At 70.5% G+C, this 15263-nt stretch carries 16 protein-coding genes and 1 pseudogene; 13 read left to right on the top strand and 4 right to left on the bottom strand.

The features are described from left to right. Positions 1 to 48: 48 nt before the first annotated feature. From AB6L24_RS28020 to AB6L24_RS28010, 3 genes are all read left to right on the top strand, one after another. Positions 49 to 840, top strand: a complete 792-nt coding sequence (locus AB6L24_RS28020) for a peptidoglycan-binding protein (protein ID WP_405659713.1) — start codon at positions 49 to 51, stop codon at positions 838 to 840. 82 nt (positions 841 to 922) lie between these two features. Then, positions 923 to 1183 (top strand): hypothetical protein, encoded by a 261-nt coding sequence (locus AB6L24_RS28015; RefSeq protein WP_405659710.1) that lies wholly within the window; start codon positions 923 to 925, stop codon positions 1181 to 1183. Further along, on the top strand, positions 1180 to 1431 hold the full coding sequence (locus AB6L24_RS28010) for a hypothetical protein (protein WP_405659707.1): 252 nt from the start codon (positions 1180 to 1182) through the stop codon (positions 1429 to 1431). Before AB6L24_RS28015 ends, AB6L24_RS28010 begins: the two co-directional genes overlap by 4 nt. A gap of 63 nt (positions 1432 to 1494) precedes the next feature. Here AB6L24_RS28010 and AB6L24_RS28005 read toward each other — a convergent pair whose 3' ends face one another. Further along, positions 1495 to 2844 carry a transcriptional regulator gene (locus AB6L24_RS28005; protein ID WP_405659705.1) on the bottom strand — a complete coding sequence of 450 codons (1350 nt, stop codon included), beginning with the start codon at positions 2842 to 2844 and terminating at the stop codon, positions 1495 to 1497. A gap of 334 nt (positions 2845 to 3178) precedes the next feature. Between AB6L24_RS28005 and AB6L24_RS28000 the strand changes: the two genes are divergently transcribed. The 8 genes from AB6L24_RS28000 to AB6L24_RS27965 all read left to right on the top strand — a co-directional run bounded on the left by AB6L24_RS28000 (position 3179) and on the right by AB6L24_RS27965 (position 9655). Beyond that, positions 3179 to 3415 carry a hypothetical protein gene (locus tag AB6L24_RS28000; protein WP_405659703.1) on the top strand — a complete coding sequence of 79 codons (237 nt, stop codon included), beginning with the start codon at positions 3179 to 3181 and terminating at the stop codon, positions 3413 to 3415. A gap of 35 nt (positions 3416 to 3450) precedes the next feature. Next, a complete protein-coding gene (locus AB6L24_RS27995) occupies positions 3451 to 3861 on the top strand; it encodes a hypothetical protein (RefSeq protein ID WP_405659700.1) in 411 nt (136 codons plus the stop codon). A 271-nt stretch (positions 3862 to 4132) separates the two neighbouring features. Next, a complete protein-coding gene (locus tag AB6L24_RS27990) occupies positions 4133 to 4345 on the top strand; it encodes a hypothetical protein (protein WP_405659699.1) in 213 nt (70 codons plus the stop codon). Between the two features lie 206 nt (positions 4346 to 4551). Beyond that, complete coding sequence (locus AB6L24_RS27985) at positions 4552 to 5334, top strand: hypothetical protein (RefSeq protein WP_159399591.1); 783 nt, start codon at positions 4552 to 4554, stop codon at positions 5332 to 5334. A gap of 213 nt (positions 5335 to 5547) precedes the next feature. Continuing rightward, entirely contained in the window at positions 5548 to 5838 is a 291-nt protein-coding gene (locus tag AB6L24_RS27980; RefSeq protein ID WP_087885396.1) for a hypothetical protein, read from the top strand. 12 nt (positions 5839 to 5850) lie between these two features. Beyond that, positions 5851 to 6828: an ATP-grasp ribosomal peptide maturase gene (tgmB, locus tag AB6L24_RS27975; protein ID WP_405659695.1), complete on the top strand. Its 978-nt coding sequence runs from the start codon at positions 5851 to 5853 to the stop codon at positions 6826 to 6828. Then, entirely contained in the window at positions 6825 to 7973 is a 1149-nt protein-coding gene (locus AB6L24_RS27970) for a methyltransferase domain-containing protein (RefSeq protein WP_405659692.1), read from the top strand. Before tgmB ends, AB6L24_RS27970 begins: the two co-directional genes overlap by 4 nt. Before the next feature lie 554 nt (positions 7974 to 8527). Beyond that, entirely contained in the window at positions 8528 to 9655 is a 1128-nt protein-coding gene (locus AB6L24_RS27965) for a pentapeptide repeat-containing protein (RefSeq protein ID WP_405659690.1), read from the top strand. 115 nt (positions 9656 to 9770) lie between these two features. Here the strand turns inward: AB6L24_RS27965 and AB6L24_RS27960 are convergent, their stop codons facing one another. Beyond that, positions 9771 to 11054, bottom strand: a complete 1284-nt coding sequence (locus tag AB6L24_RS27960; RefSeq protein WP_405659687.1) for a geranylgeranyl reductase family protein — start codon at positions 11052 to 11054, stop codon at positions 9771 to 9773. 133 nt (positions 11055 to 11187) lie between these two features. Here AB6L24_RS27960 and AB6L24_RS27955 point away from each other — a divergent pair, with 133 nt between their 5' ends. Together AB6L24_RS27955 and AB6L24_RS27950 are read left to right on the top strand one after the other, a co-directional pair. Next, a complete protein-coding gene (locus AB6L24_RS27955) occupies positions 11188 to 11730 on the top strand; it encodes a GNAT family N-acetyltransferase (RefSeq protein WP_405659685.1) in 543 nt (180 codons plus the stop codon). 102 nt (positions 11731 to 11832) lie between these two features. Beyond that, positions 11833 to 12222, top strand: coding sequence for a PASTA domain-containing protein (locus tag AB6L24_RS27950; protein ID WP_405659683.1), 390 nt, complete (start codon positions 11833 to 11835; stop codon positions 12220 to 12222). Positions 12223 to 12350: 128 nt separating this feature from the next. Here AB6L24_RS27950 and AB6L24_RS27945 read toward each other — a convergent pair whose 3' ends face one another. Then, positions 12351 to 15026 carry a hypothetical protein gene (locus tag AB6L24_RS27945; protein WP_405663627.1) on the bottom strand — a complete coding sequence of 892 codons (2676 nt, stop codon included), beginning with the start codon at positions 15024 to 15026 and terminating at the stop codon, positions 12351 to 12353. 39 nt (positions 15027 to 15065) lie between these two features. Beyond that, positions 15066 to 15134, bottom strand: a pseudogene (locus tag AB6L24_RS27940) (zinc-ribbon domain-containing protein); the annotation flags it as partial. Positions 15135 to 15263: the final 129 nt, after the last annotated feature.

The raw sequence follows: 15263 nt of genomic DNA, 5'->3' as shown, positions 1-15263 counted from the left end.
CTCCGCGCACCGCGCCCGGGGGTTCTTTCATGCCCTCCAGGAGTGCCCTTGAAGTTCGTCACGCGCGCCCAGTGGCGCGCCCGCCCCTCCCGCTACGCCCTGACCCATATACGCGGCACACGCGGCGTAAAGATCCATTACGAGGGCACAGCTGTTCCCGCGTCCCTCGCACGCCCGGAGAACCACCCGAAGTGCGCCGCCCGGATGCGTGCCCTTCAGGCAAGCCACCTCGCCAACACGGCGGAGAACTACTCCGACATCGCGTACAACGCCCTCGTCTGCCCGCACGGCTACGTGTACGAGGGCCGCGGCGCCCACAAGAAGACCGGCGCCAACGGCACCGCCACGCTCAACAGCGCGCACTACGCGGTGTGCGCCATGCTCGGCAACTCCGGCCTGACCAAGCCGACCGACGCCCAGCTCGCCGGACTGCGCGACGCGGTCGAGTGGCTGCGTGACAGCGGCGGCGCCGGACACGAGATCCGGGGGCACCGGGACGGCTACCCGACCGCGTGCCCCGGCGGACCGCTGTACGCGTGGGTCAAGCAAGGCGCCCTCCGCCCCGGGGGCAGCAACCCGGAGCCCCCGCGGAAGTACGAGCCGTTCCCCGGAGTCGGCTGGTTCAAGTCGGCCCCGCGCTCGCCGATCGTCACGGCCATGGGTCGCCGCCTGGTCGCCGAGGGCTGCTCCGCCTACACCGAAGGCCCCGGCCCGCAGTGGACCGACGCCGACCGCGCCTCTTTCCGGAAGTGGCAGCGCAAGCTCGGCGACGCCCCCGAGTACGGCGACGGATGGCCCGGCCCGCAGCAGTGGGCCGCCCTCAAGGTCCCCAGCGCCTGACCCCCGCCGCCCGCTCGGCGGCCGCTCACCGCCCGCGGCCGGCCCGCTTCCCCCTTCACCTTCCACGAAATGAGGCACCCCCATGACCGACGCCACTCGCCGCACCATCCGCACGGTGGTGCAGACCGTTCTCGCCCTCGCCGCCGGACTCCCGCTCATCATCGAGGCCGCGGGCATCCCGCAGACCGCAGCCGGCATCGGTGTCGCCCTTGCCGTCGCCGGTGGCATCACGCGCGTGATGGCGCTGCCGGTCGTCGAGAACCTGCTGCCCCGGTGGCTGCGCACTCCGATACCCGACGACGAGCTGCTCGCCCTCGACCGCAAGAGCGGCGGGCGCCGGTGACCGACCCCTCGCCGTCCGACGTCGCCCTCGAACTGGAGCGGCTGCGCGGAGTCGTCGAGACCGGGTTCGCCCGCCTCGACGGGCAGCTCGCCCTCGTCGTCCAGCGAGGGGAGCAAGTCGAGGCACGGCTCGCCGACCACGAACAGCGCCTCGACGCCCTCGAACGATCCCGGTGGCCGCTCCCCTCCATCACCGTCCTCGTCGCCGTGTTCAGCCTGTCCCTGACTGCCTGGCAACTCCTCCACTGAACCACCAACGCCCCCTGTCCGGCCCGCGTGGGCCGGACAGGGGGCGTCTTTGTGTTTCTGGACCTACGCAGCGACGAGTTCCCGCGCTCGCTCGTTGAAGTCGGCGACGAGTCGGTTGTCGCCGAACGGTTCCATGCGTCGCTGCAAGTCTTGTACGGCTTCCACGCACCTCGTGCTCTTCACCTGCTTTGACAGCGACAGGGTGCGCAGGCCAGCCGAGTATGCGGCATCCAAGTCGTTGCGCTGCAAGTACGACGCTGCGAGGGCAGCCTGCGACATGGCGCCTCGTCGCGCCCTCTTCTGCTTGCGTGCATGGTCGATCGACCTTCGGGCATGCTGCTCCGCCGCCTTCCCCTCGCCCATGTCCCGGAAGGTGTTGGCGTGTTCGCCATGCAAGTAGGCGACATCGATGAACGCTGCCCACTCCTGTTCTTCCTCCGGCCGGACCCGCTCTGCTGCTGCCTCGGACTGAACGACTGCGCGCTCGGCTTCGGCCTTGTCGCCCAGCTTGCTCAAGGCACGCGCCTCCAAGGCCCACAGATCGGCGAGGCAAGCCGGAGACGTCTTCTTGCCCAGACCGGCACGGCCAGCCTGAGCCAGGCGCCGCCCTTCCTCCGGGTTGCCAAGCAGCGTTGATTGGTCTGCCATGCCGGCGAGCACATGCGCGCCGAGTGCGGAATTCTTCGACTCCTCCGCCAGTCGCAGCGACTGAATCAAGTAGCGCTGTGCGGTGCCGTGTTCACCGGAGTCATACGCCATCCATCCGAGCAAGTACGTCTGCTCGGCTGCGGCCTCGCACAGGGCTCGGCGCACGGATTCGGTGTTCGTGCGCCGGAGCAGCGGAAACACATGCTGGTTCATGTACTCGGCGAGAATGAGGCGCCCGGAGCCGCCTCCCTGTAGAACGTCCATCTTCTGAAACTCGCCGAACATGTTGCGCACGGCTGTGACGTCTTCCAGTCGGACGCGGCCCCCTGTGGTGGGCTCCTGGTCCAGGGTGCTGAGCAGCCAGTCGCGTGATGGGCCTACCGCCGCCACGGCGGCGAAGGGCGCTGCTGCCATGAACTTTCGACGTTCCACGTCGGCTCTCCCCAGGTCGGCAACTGCTTCCACGGTAGCCGCGAATGAGCGGTTGTAGACGAGGGAGCGCTCGGCGGTACGGGTTTCTCCGAAGCCGAGATCACATGTTGTGACCCGGTATCCAACCTCTGCGGAGAACACGTCAGCGATGATTTCGGGTGTCGGTTGGCGCGGTTCGTCACCTGCGAGCCACCGTCGTACGGCGCTCGCATTTGGGGTGATGTGGGGCTGTCCCCACGTCTGAGCTGCACGTGTCACCCTGCGTGCAAGCTCCTTGTTGCTGAGTCCGCTCCGCATCAACCAGTGAGCGAGTCGCGTGTTGGCCGGTTTCATGTCTGCCCTACCTCTAACCCACGGACGGTAGTGGAAGTAACACCCTTCGACACCCCTACCGACGGTACCCGCAGGTCTGCCAGCGATGTTGCCTTGATGGACGAACTAACCGTTTGAGTCGGGGAGTTAGCACCATGAGCAGCAGTCGCCACAGAAGCGTGTCGCAGCCGCACGTCGAGGCTCCCACGGCTACACCTCCCGGTGACACCCCGAGGGCAAGCTCCCCCACCACGGCAGCATCCGCCTCCACTGACGAACTCTTAGCCCGCTCGGTCGAGTTGCAGCGTCGGCTTGCCGCGCACGAGGCGGTCCTGCGTGGCGAGGGGCGGACGTGATGGGCACTGACTACCGCCCTCGCGAGCACACCATCACGCCGAACCGAGGGGCCGATGCCGAGCCGATCACCCGGTGCATGGAGTGCATGGCGTGTGGTGAGGCGAGCCCGGTCAGCGAGGACCACGTAGAGACCCAGGACTGGATTCTGGGGCACGTGGGTGAGTTTCCGGCGCACCTCGACTACCGGGAGCACGTCACGCTGCCCTACCGCGTCCACCCCGGGCAGTGGCTGTGAACGCCGCCCGCGAGCCGATGCCTCCTGCACTACTGATGCAGCCTCCAAGGGTGTGGTGCGAGGTCACGATCGGCGAAGGGCTCGCCAACACCGCCGCCCGGGAATGGCTTCTCGACGGCTACGTCGCTCCTTCCCCACGCCTCGCCCTGCGCTGGTTCGACGGGTGGGCGCCGCGCCTGGCCAACCGCATCGACCCGCCCCTCGACGCGGTGTGGCTCGAAGGACCCCACAAGATCGGCGCTATCCGCGTGGTCGAGCACGGCGCGCCCGACCCGGCCACCCCGCTGCGTGCGTGGCCGTCCGACAGCGAGCTGCACGACGAGGCGCTCGCCGCCCTCGGTGACGGAACTGTCTTCCGCATCGCAGTCATAGACCGCCACGGCTTCTACAGCCTCTCGGCCCGCCCTCTCCTCACCCGCGCCGAGCCCCACGGCTGCGCGCCCTAAGCCCCCGCCCCCCTACCGCGGACGCCCTATCTCGGCCCTCCCCACGCGGCCGGATACCCCCGCGGCAGGGGAGCGGGCCCAACCGAAAGAGCCTCGGCGACCGCGTAGGACCGGCCGCCGAGGCGAGGCCACCAGCTACACAGGAGCTGACGACACAATGCGCGACTTTATCGCCCGCACGTTAAGAGCCCTGTTCACCCCTCGCGCCCCCAGGCACCGTGCCCCGGCGTCTCCGGCTGCTCAACTCCCGCCGGTACCGGCCCCCGCCGAGGTGCCCCTGCCGCGGCACGTGCAGGAGCGGCGCGGCCACCTCGTCGGCGAGGAGGTCGCCCTCGTCCGGCCCTACCTCCTCGCTCACGAGCACCGCGTGTACCGCGAACACGTCGAACATGCCCAGCGGGAACGGCGGCTCCAGCGGGAGCGCCGTACGGCTGCGGCTCTGGCCAGCATGGGCATCGACTACGACATCGCCGTCGCGATATGAGCGCCGCCACCTGTTGCGACTGCGGGCGCTTCACCCCCGCCGCGGTGCCCGTGCGCGACCTCGTCAGTCCCAGCGGCCAGGCCCTGACTCTCCACGCGTGCCCGGACTGCGCACCCCGCATCCCCTCGGGCCCTCTCGCCGCAGACCTCCCGGCCCACCGCACGGGCCCCCACCAGCCCCCGCCCTCCCCGGAAAGGACGTCTCCCGTGAAGCGCTCCAAGCGCAACCCCTGCTACACCCGCTGGGAACTGACCGGCGCGCCCATGACCCCGCAGCAGGCATTCAACACCCTCATACGAGGCCGCGTCGCTCACGAACTGAACACCGTCCACGACGTGCAACTCGCCGTCGCTCCACGCCTCTTACGCCCGATGCTCTACGACCTCGCCGCCACCGGCCTTTGGGAACGCCACGCCAAGCACGGCTACTACCGGCTCACCGACAACCAGTGCCACACCTTCCAATGGGACAGCACCGGCACCGTCCTGGAGCACTACAAGGCCGACCACCCCGACGACCAATGCCCCCAGGTCACCGACCCTCCGCATGAAACCCGGGCGTTCCTCCCGCACTTCGACACCCGCCCGCCCCTGCCCGAGCCCGGCACGCCCCACGGATGGCGGGGCATACTCCGCCGCGCCGCCTCCCTCCCCCTCACCTTCCTCCCGACCGCCGTCACCTTCTACGGCCGCTACCACTTCGGGTACCAGGACATCGGCGCCGCGACCTTCGCCCACACCTTCCACGCTATGGCCGACGAAGCCCAGACCGTCTACGGACGCTGGGAGACCACCCCGGGCCACCACTTCGTGAAAGACCGCTCCGGCCTCATCTGGACCATCACCACGGCCCCCAGCGAGCACAGCGCGAAGCCCGCAGTCACCAGCATTTACCCGCCCCGCGGAGCCCTCACAGACCACCCCGAGCACCAGCGCGCCACCCGCGCGCCCGGCTCCTCCACGCTCGCCACGCACAGACGCCTCGCCTAGCCGCCACGGGAACGCGCAGGGCACCGCCAGACGGCCGCCCACCTCCTAGGAGAACCCCAAACTACGGGCCGCCTGTGCTCTCGTGGAGAGGAGCATGCAGGCGCCCTCCGTGCCCCCGGCGCAGTTCAGCCGCACACCGCCCTCAGCGCCGGGCGTCCCTTCCCAGACCCCGAAGGGGCGCCCGGTCACCGACACGGAACGAGGAGACAAGCAGTGTCCATACCGACGACCGACCTCGCCGCAACCGACGAACTCGACCTCGTCACGCACTCCCCCGACGGAGAGTCCCGCGGCCTGTTCGAGCGGACCGGCAGCCTGTTCCCGCTCAACCCCATCGGCCACCTCCTGACCGCGATCACCGACGCCCCCTCCACCGTGCGCCCCTGGGGGCTGCGGTTCGCCGAGATCCCCCGCCCGTCCTGCGGCAAGCACGAAGGCGGCAGCAAGACCACGTCCGGCCACCCCGACGGCCAGCAGTCGGGCGAAGAGATGCAGGACGACTAGGAGCAGCCGACCATGACCGTTCTCATCCTCACCGACGAGACCGACGTCACCGCCGGTCGCGTCGCCGCTGAACTCGCCGTCCGCGGCGTACCGGTCGTACGGCTGGACCCGGCCGACTTCCCCACACGCCTCGCGATGTCCGCCCAGATCACCACCGGCACGACGTGGTCCGGCGCGCTCACCGACCTCGCCGAGGGCCGTACGGCCGTCGACCTGACCGCCGTCAGCGCCGTCTACTACCGGCGCCCGACACAGTTCCGCCTACCCGACGGCATGAACCGCGCCGAGCAGACCTTCGCCTACGGCGAGGCCCGCCGCGGCTTCGGCGGAGTCCTCGGCGCCCTCGATGCCGCCCTGTGGGTCAACGACCGCGTCGCCGCCGCCCGCGCCGAGTACAAGCCCCTGCAACTCGCCACCGCATCCCGCGTCGGCCTCGCCATCCCCCACACCCTGATCACCTCCGAGCCCGATCGCGCCCACCAGTGGGCCAAGCAGCAAGACGGCCCGATCATCTACAAGCCGCTCTCCGGCATCTGGCACGCCGACGACGACCGGGTCCGCGTCATCTACACCAACTCCGTCGACGACCTCGACACCCTGCTCGACCCGTCCCTCGGCCACACCGCCCACCTGTTCCAGCAACAGGTCCCCAAGGACCACGAAGCACGCGCGATCGTGGTCGGTCAGCAGGTCTTCACCGTCGCCATCGACGCCGCGACCGACCGCGGACACACCGACTGGCGCTCCGACTACGACCACCTCTCCTACCGCCTGATCACCCTCCCCGAAGACGTCACGGCCAAGCTTGTCGCCCTGCACCGCGAACTCGGCCTCGTCTTCGGCGCCGTCGACCTCATCCACCGACCCGACGGGCAATGGGTGTTCCTGGAGACGAACCAGTCCGGCCAATGGGACTGGCTCGCAACCGAAACCGGCATCCCCGTAGCCGAGGCCCTCGCCGACGTGCTCACCGAAAAGGCCCCCGCATGAGCCAACAACTTGCCACCGATCTCGCCGCCCACCTCACCGCATCCGGCAACCTTCCCGCCCTCTGGCACGAGCACTACACCGTCGTACCCCGACACCACTTCATCCCCGACGTGGCATGGGTGGTCCCCGACGTCACTGGCGCCGAGCCGTACCCCATCGACCGCAACGAGGACGCCGTCGGATGGCTCCGCGCCGTCTACTCCGACGCATCGATCGTCACCCAACTCGACGCCGGCACCGGAGACCTACGCACCGGCAAGGGCACCCCGACATCGAGCTGCTCGGCCCCCGGCATCGTCTTCCCGATGCTCCAAGCCCTCGACCTCCTCGACGGCCACAAGGTCCTGGAGATCGGCACCGGAAGCGGCTGGACCGCAGCCCTGCTGTCCGCACGCCTCGGCTCCCAGTGCGTGACATCTATCGAGGTAGACGCAGACGTCGCCGCACGCGCCGCCGAGGCCATCGCACGAACCGGATACACACCCCACCTGATCACCGCCGACGGCGCAGACGGCTACACACCGAACGCCCCGTACGACCGCGTGCACGCCACCTGCGCAGTCGAACGCGTGCCGCACGCATGGATCCGCGACACCCGCCCCGGCGGCGTCATCGTCGCTCCCTGGAGCCCCACCTACGGCCACGGACTACTCGCCCGCCTCGTCGTCACCCACAACGGCCACGCCATCGGCCGCTTCGAACGCACCGCATCGTTCATGATGCTGCGCTCCCAACAGCGGGCGATCGGCTGGACACCGCACGACGCAGAGGGCGCCACCAGCGAGCCGACAACTCTCGACCCGCGCACCATCATCAACGCCCCCGCAGGAGCAGCACTCGCTATCGCCGCCCTCACCCCCGGCGTCACACAGACCGTGATCACCGACCCCGGCGGCGACGTGTCACTGCTGCTGTCCGAAGCCGACGCCCCCGGAGGTGCGTGGGCCGCAGTCGACTACTCCGCCGGGCAAGACGCCTACACCGTCACCTGGTGGGGCCAACGCAACCTGTGGGCGCACGTGTCCGATGCCTACCTGCGATGGGTGACCTGGGGGCAACCCGACCGCGCCCGATTCGGCATCACGGTCACTCCCGAGGAACAAGTCCTCTGGCTGGACCACCCCGGACACCGTGTGACGCCGTAGGCCTGAGCGGCGTCCAACCCTCCGCCCGCCGGAGCCGAACGCAGCCGCTACAGACGCGACTCTGGTCCCCAGTAGTCAGGCCCGCCACCGCGCCACTCGATCAACGTCGGATCAGAAAGTTCCACCACGTCCGGGTCTAGGCCCGCACGACGCAAGAACTCGAAGAGGTCTGTCGGCCCCATGGCCAAACCTGCGATCTGATCGCCGATGGTCACCCGCCGTCCCCCACTCGGGGACGGCGGGTGCACGATCACACGCGGATGGACGGACACATCTCCAGGATCATGCATCCTGAGCGAACACGCATCCGACGCGGCGCGCGATCACGTACCGAGATCGGCTAATGGGATGCAGGCCTCTCAAGGAGAGGTGGAGCAAGTCGCAACCAAGCCACCAAGTACCGGCATGTACTCGGTATGAAGTCTCTGCGCCCACGCCGCAGCATCCGCGAGATTCAGGCGCGCCGCCGCGCCGCACGGAATGCGATGACGCTCCTCGACCAGCGTCGGACCAGGGTTCGGCGGAAAGCCCGAACCCGCCGGTGGTGCACGATCGTGCTCATCGCAGTGGTTGTGCTGGTCCTGCTCGCGGGCCTGCCGTGGATGGTGTGGCGAGGACCCTACGTGTTCGATGGGAAGTACCTCGACCGCAACGAACTGGCGAAGGGGTCGGCTGCCCTGGTCACCGGGCTGCGCACCGCCATAGTCGCTTGCATCGCTGCCCTCGGCGCCGGTTTCGCCCTGTTCTACACCGCCCGCACCTACCGGCTCACCCGACGAGGCCAGATCACCGAGCGCTTCACCAAAGCGCTGGAACGCCTCGGCTCAGATCACCAGTACGTACGCATCGGCGGCATCCTCGCCCTGGAACAGATCGTCCAGGACGCACCCGAGCAAGCCGCCACCGATGCCGCCCGGGTCCTGGGCCACTTCATCCGCGACCGGGCCCCAAAGGCTGTACCCGCCCCAGACCCCGACGGGCCCACACCCGCCTCCACATCCCCGGACCCTGCGCCGGAGAAACTCCCCCCGGAGCCGGACGCCGACGTCCAAGAAGCCCTGACCGCCCTCACCCGCCCGGAATCACGCATCCACGTCGACCCTCGCGAAGTACTCGACCTCCACGGCCTCCACCTCGCCGGTGCACAACTACGCCAAGCCGACCTGACAGGAGCCAACTTGCGCGGGACGACACTCACCGGTGCCTACCTAACCCGGGCAACGCTCACAAAGGCCGTCCTAGCCGGGGCGACACTCACCGGGGCCCACCTGGCCAGGGCAACCCTCACGAAGGCCGAGCTGCCGGGGGCAAACCTCACTAAGGCGAACGTATCCGGGGCAACGCTCACCGAGGCCTACCTAGCCGGGGCAACGCTCGTCCAGACCAACCTGTCCGGGGCAACACTCTTCCAGACCAACCTGTTTGGGGCGGACCTCACCAAGGCCAAACTGATCAGAGCGACGCTCATAGGGGCCTTTCTGGTCGGGACTACGCTCACCAAAGCCGACCTATCCGAGGCGACACTCACCGGGGCCCATCTCTCCGGGGCCACACTCACCGAGGCCAACCTGGCTGGGGCCGACTTTTCACGTGTCCGAGACTTCAACCAGCCACTCACAGAAGCGCAAACCGACGAGAAGACCGTCCTTCCACCCGAGCAACAGTGTCCGGCAACCCCCTGACCAGTCTCACGACACTGGTCGCACAGCGCCGCGATGCACCTTCGGGGCAACAACGTCGTCCCGAAGGTGCATCCACGCCCAGATCAGCAGATCCGAAGCCGACCGCCTTGAATCATCATGAACGCGGAGCTACCTTGCTGAGGCCGTTGATGATGCGGTCCATCGCGTCGCCGCCCCGCGGGTCCGTGAGGTTCGCCAGCATCTTCAGGGTGAACTTCATCAGCATCGGGTGCGTGAGGCCCCGCTGGGTGGCGATCTTCATGACCTTCGGGTTGCCGATGAGCTTCACGAAGGCGCGGCCGAGCGTGTAGTAGCCGCCGTAGACCTCCTTCAGCGTCTTCGGGTAGTCCTGAAGGGCCAGTTCGCGCTGGGCGGGCGTGGCGCGGGCGTGGGCCTGCACGATGACGTCGGCCGCGATCTGGCCGGACTCCATGGCGTACGCGATGCCCTCGCCGTTGAACGGGTTGACGAGGCCGCCCGCGTCGCCGACGAGCAGCAGGCCCTTGGTGTAGTGCGGCTGGCGGTTGAAGGCCATCGGCAGGGCCGCGCCACGGATGGGCATCGTCATGTTCTCGGGGGTGTAGCCCCAGTCCTCGGGCATCGACGCGCACCAGGCCTTGAGGATCTCGCGCCAGTCGAGCTCCTTGAAGGCGGCCGAGGTGTTCAGGACGCCGAGGCCGACATTCGACGTACCGTCGCCCATGCCGAAGATCCAGCCGTAGCCCGGCAGGAGCCGGTCCTGGGCGCCGCGGCGGTCCCACAGCTCCAGCCAGGACTCCAGGTAGTCGTCGTCGTGGCGCGGCGAGGTGAAGTACGTCCGCACGGCGACACCCATCGGGCGGTCCTCGCGGCGGTGCAGGCCCATCGCGAGCGAAAGGCGCGTGGAGTTGCCGTCCGCGGCCACGACCAGCGGCGCGTGGAAGGTCACCGGCGTCTTGTCCTCGCCGAGCTTGGCGTGCACGCCGGTGATGCGGCCGGTGCGGTCGTCGATGATCGGGGCGCCCACGTTGCAGCGCTCGTGCAGCCGGGCGCCCGCCTTCTGGGCCTGCCGGGCGAGCTGCTCGTCGAAGTCGTCGCGTTTACGGACCAGGCCGTAGTCCGGGTAAGAGGCGAGTTCCGGCCAATCCAGTTGGAGGCGTACCCCGCCGCCGATGATGCGGAGCCCCTTGTTCCGCAGCCAGCCCGCCTCTTCGGAGATGTCGATGCCCATCGACACGAGCTGCTTGGTGGCGCGGGGCGTGAGCCCGTCACCGCAGACCTTCTCCCGCGGGAACGCGGTCTTTTCGAGGAGGAGTACGTCGAGGCCGGCCTTCGCCAGGTAGTACGCCGTGGTCGAACCGGCTGGCCCGGCCCCGACGACGATGACGTCAGCGGTGTGTTCGGAGAGGGGCTCGGTCACGGCGGGTTCTCCCCAAGGCTCGAAATCTGTGTGCCGACCGGCACGGGATATGGGCAGTCTATGAGGCGGTACCGATCAACCAGGCGAAGGGCCACTTGTGAGCGATGTGAGCGACGTGAGCGAAGCGGGCCCCATGGCCGACGCACGCCCCAGGAACGACGCGGACGCCAGGAACGTTCAAGGCCCTGCCGTCCGGCTGCGCGTCCCGACCGACGAGGACGCCTTCGTCTGGCACCGCCTCTTCGACGACCCCGAGGTCATGCAGTACGTCGGCGGCTGGAGCTCGGAGCGGTCCACGTACGAGGAGCTGACCGCGCGCCAGCGCAGACATGACGCGGAACTCGGCTTCTGCCTGTGGACGTTGCTGGACCCCGAGGGCGATCCGGTGGGCTTCGCCGGCGCCATGCCGTGGCCCCGGGAGTGGGGGCCGACGGGCGAGATCGAGATCGGCTGGCGGCTCGCGCGCGCGGCGTGGGGGCACGGCTACGCGACCGCGGCGGCGCGCGCGACCCTGGAGCGGGTGCGGGCGGCGGGCGTGCGGTCGGTGGTCGCGATGATCGACATACGCAACGAGCGGTCCATGGCGGTCGCGCGGCGCCTCGGCATGGAGCGGGCGGAGACGTTCACGTCGCCCAGCACGGGCGTGACGGCGTACTGCTACCGGCTCACGCTGTAGCGCGCGCCCCGGCCATGGCACGCCGCACCACGCGCCCCTCGGCCGGGGTTGCCCTCCCGCGTGCCGGAGTTACCCTGCCCATACCGCTGGGGGGTGACGCCCGTGCTGAACACACCCGGGTCCGCCGGGCCGCCGGTGCGCGTACCGCGCTTCGTCGGGCTGATGGCGATGGACGCGCGCGAGACGGCCGCCGAGCACGGCGTGGTGCTCACGGCTCCGGACCGGCCCGGTTTCCGCGACCTGGTCCTCGACCACGTCGTACGCCAGTACCCGCCGCCCGGCGCCCAGGTCCCGCGCGGAGCCGTCGTGACGGTGTGGTTCGACCTCGGGCCGCACGAGGGCGGGGGCGGCGCGGGCGTGCGCGAGCCGCGGCGCCCCGGGCCGCCGGGCGGCGGGTTGCGGCGGGAGCTGGACGAGCCGGGGCCGCCCGAGGTGAGCCTGGGCCAGTCCGAGGTGGGCGTCGGGACCGCGGGCGGCACCGGAAGCGGCTGAGGCGGCGCCCGCCGGGGGGCGTGCGCCGCCTCGTTCTCCGTACGCTGCCTCGATCTCCGTACGCCGCCTCGATCTCCGTACGCCGGAGCGCAGTCCGGCGAGGTGAGGGTGACGGTCCGGCCAGGTGCCTATCCGGTGAGGTGCCAGGTGTCCAGCGCCGTCTGGTGCGTCTTCGCGCCGTGCCCGGCGGGCCAGAAGTCCTCGCGCCAGGAGAGCTGGAGGGCGTACTCGGTGCCGTTGTCCGCGATGTAGCTGTGGTTGATCGCGTGGATCGTGCGGTCCGCGCGGTCCGTGTACGTGTACTCCCAGACCGCGGCCTCGTGCCCCTGGAAGGTCGTGTGCGCGAGCCGCAGACGCCGGTAGTCCGACTTGTCCGGGTCCTTCTTGGCGTGCACCTCCATGTTCTTCATGTTCCCGTACGAGGTGTAGTCGGCGCTGTCGATGACGCCGATCTGGAAGTTCTCCGGGCCGGTCAGGCCCGCGTACGTGACCTGGGTCGGGTTGTCGCCGCGCTCGCGGCTCCAGCCGTCGGGCACGGCGAACGAGAAGCCCTTCACGTCGTTCACCCGCGCCGAACCGGCGGGCACCGGGGCGTCGTCGGCGCTGTCGTCCGACCCGCCGCCCGTGTTCCCGGCCGAACTCCCGCCCGTGCTCCCCGCCGTGGTCCCTGCCGTGCCGCCGGTGTCCGTCGTCGGGTCGGGCGTCGAGGGGCCGACGGGGTCGCCGGTGGGCTCCTCCGAGGTGGGCGGCGGGACGGTCTCGTCCTCGGTGCGGCTCACGGCCGGTCTTTCGTTCTTGCCCTTGGCGTCGTCCTTGCCGTCGTCGTCCTGCCAGAGCAGCAGCCCGGCCGCGGTGCCGCCGCCGAGGACGAGGGCGCCGACGAGCGTCGCCACCCAGACCCCCGTCCGCCCGCGCGGCCCACCGGAACCGGGCCGGGGCGCCCCCGGGTGGCCGATCTGGAAGGCGTGGGGGTCGTACGGGGTGGGGCCGTGGGGCGGGGTGCCGTGCGGCGGGGCGCCCGGGGCCGGGGGCCCGTGGACGGGGAAGCCGCTCTGGGTCGGCGCGGCGTGCGGGTCGGGAACCGGCCCCGGACCACCACCGGGCCCACCAGGCCCACCCGGCCCGCCGGGCGGCACCGGCGGCCCGCCCACCCCACCGCCCTGCCCGGCCATCCGCACCAGCAGCGGCCCGACGACCAGCGCCCCGGCCACCCACAGCAGCCCGAAGAGGAGCACGTCCGGCAGGCTCACGCCGCCTTCGAGACCGGCCGTGGCGGAGTCGCCGCCGTACCCGACCTCCTTCGCGGACGTCTCCACGCTGAAGCCGCCGATCGCGGCGAGCAGCAGGTAGAGGCCGAAGAAGAGCCCTCCGGCCAGGATCTGCTCGCCCCGGCCCGCGCACCGGCGGGCGGCGAGCACGCCGATCGTCAGCGCGCACACCAGGCCGAGCGCCACCGCGCCCACGACCGCACCGGTGTTGAACAGGTCCCCCAGCTCGGAGAGCGCGAACGAGTGGCTCTCGGAGTTGTCGCCGTACGCCGAGCGCCTCCCGTCCGCCTCCGCCTCCAGCGGAGCGCCCCAGCCGACGCCGAGCGCCGCGATGCCGAGGTTCGGCAGCACGAGCAGCGCGACGAGGTACGGCGAGACGCCGGAGTCGCGCGCGTCGGACGCGTCGTCCAGGTCGGGGATCTGGGTGAACGCGAAGTAGCCGACGGCGGAGGCGAGAACGAGCACGATGACCAGCGCGCGCAGCGTCACACCGGCGGCGCGCACGAACGACTGCGCGCCGGGGCGTACGGCCAGCCAGTGCGTGAGGTCGTCGCGGTGCAGTACGGCGGCGGACACGACCAGGGCGAGCCCGAGCGCGCCGAGCATGGCGAGGAACGGGCCCGACGACACCTCGACGTCCCGGATCTCCGGCTGCGCGAAGAGGCCGAGCACCAGGACGCCCAGAGCCGTCAACACGCCCACGCGCACGGCCGCTTCGAGCCCGGCCGTCGTACCGGGACCGCCCGTGCCGTACGCGGCGGCGCGGTGCCGCAGCCGGTTGTGGAGGATGCGTACGCCGATGAGCAGCGCGAGGACGAACAGCGCCGTGACCGTCAGCGGGACCAGGTGCACCGACAGGGTGCCGTCGATCGCGGACTCCGACGACTGGTACGAGGACGAGCTGTCGTAGCCCCGCTCCTCGCGGCCGCTCAGCGTCACGTCGCCGCCCACGGCCTGGAGCGCCGCCGCGAGCGAGAGCCGCATCCGGTCGCCGAAGCCGACGACGATGTCGTCGCTCTCCTGGCCGTACGTGGGGATCGCGAGCCCCGCGGCGGTGATCAGCAACAGCGCGAGCGGCCAGAGCGCGGCCTGCGCGGCCCCGGCCCAGTCGCCCCGCGCGGCCCGCCCGATGAAGGCGCCCACGGGTGAGGGCGCGGCGGGGCCCGCCGGTGGGGCGAGCGGGGGCGGGGTCGGCGGAGGCGGGGTGTGCGGCGGGGCCGCGGGAGCGGCGGCCGGGGGCGGAGGTGCGGCCGGGGGCGCCGGGGCCGCGGCGGGAGCGGGGGCCGCGGGTGCGTCGGGCGACTCGGGGGCTAGGGGAACCACCACGGTCGCGGGGTGAGGTGCCGGGACTTCGGGCTCGGCGGCCGGAGGTGCCTTGTCGGTACTGATGGCCTGCGCGGCCTTGGCGGCTTTGGCGGCCTTGGCGGCCTTGGCGGCCTTCTCGGCTTCGTCTGCGATCTCGGCCTTGTCGGCACTGACGGGCTCATCCGCCTCGTCGGTGCCGACGGCTTCGTCGGAGGGAGCCTCGGACGGCACCGCATCCTCCGGCTCCGGGGGAACCGGTGTGCGTTCGCGCCCGCATCTCATGCAGAAGCGGGCCTCGTCGGGAGCTGGAGCCCCGCAGTCGGGGCAGTTCGACGCCATCGGGACGCTCCGTTATGGGGAGATATATCAGGGGACGTGATCGGCGTGTGCCGACCGTCACGCCCCGACCACGGCAAGTGGCCGGGACATATCAACTGACACATCTTCTCCGGCGAACGGTTCCCGTCA

It is taken from the genome of Streptomyces sp. RK9 (assembly GCF_045070545.1).
GTDB lineage: Bacteria > Actinomycetota > Actinomycetes > Streptomycetales > Streptomycetaceae > Streptomyces > Streptomyces alboflavus.
The sequence above is the reverse complement of the archived record's forward strand: the minus strand, read 5'-3'. Positions and strand labels throughout refer to the sequence as shown.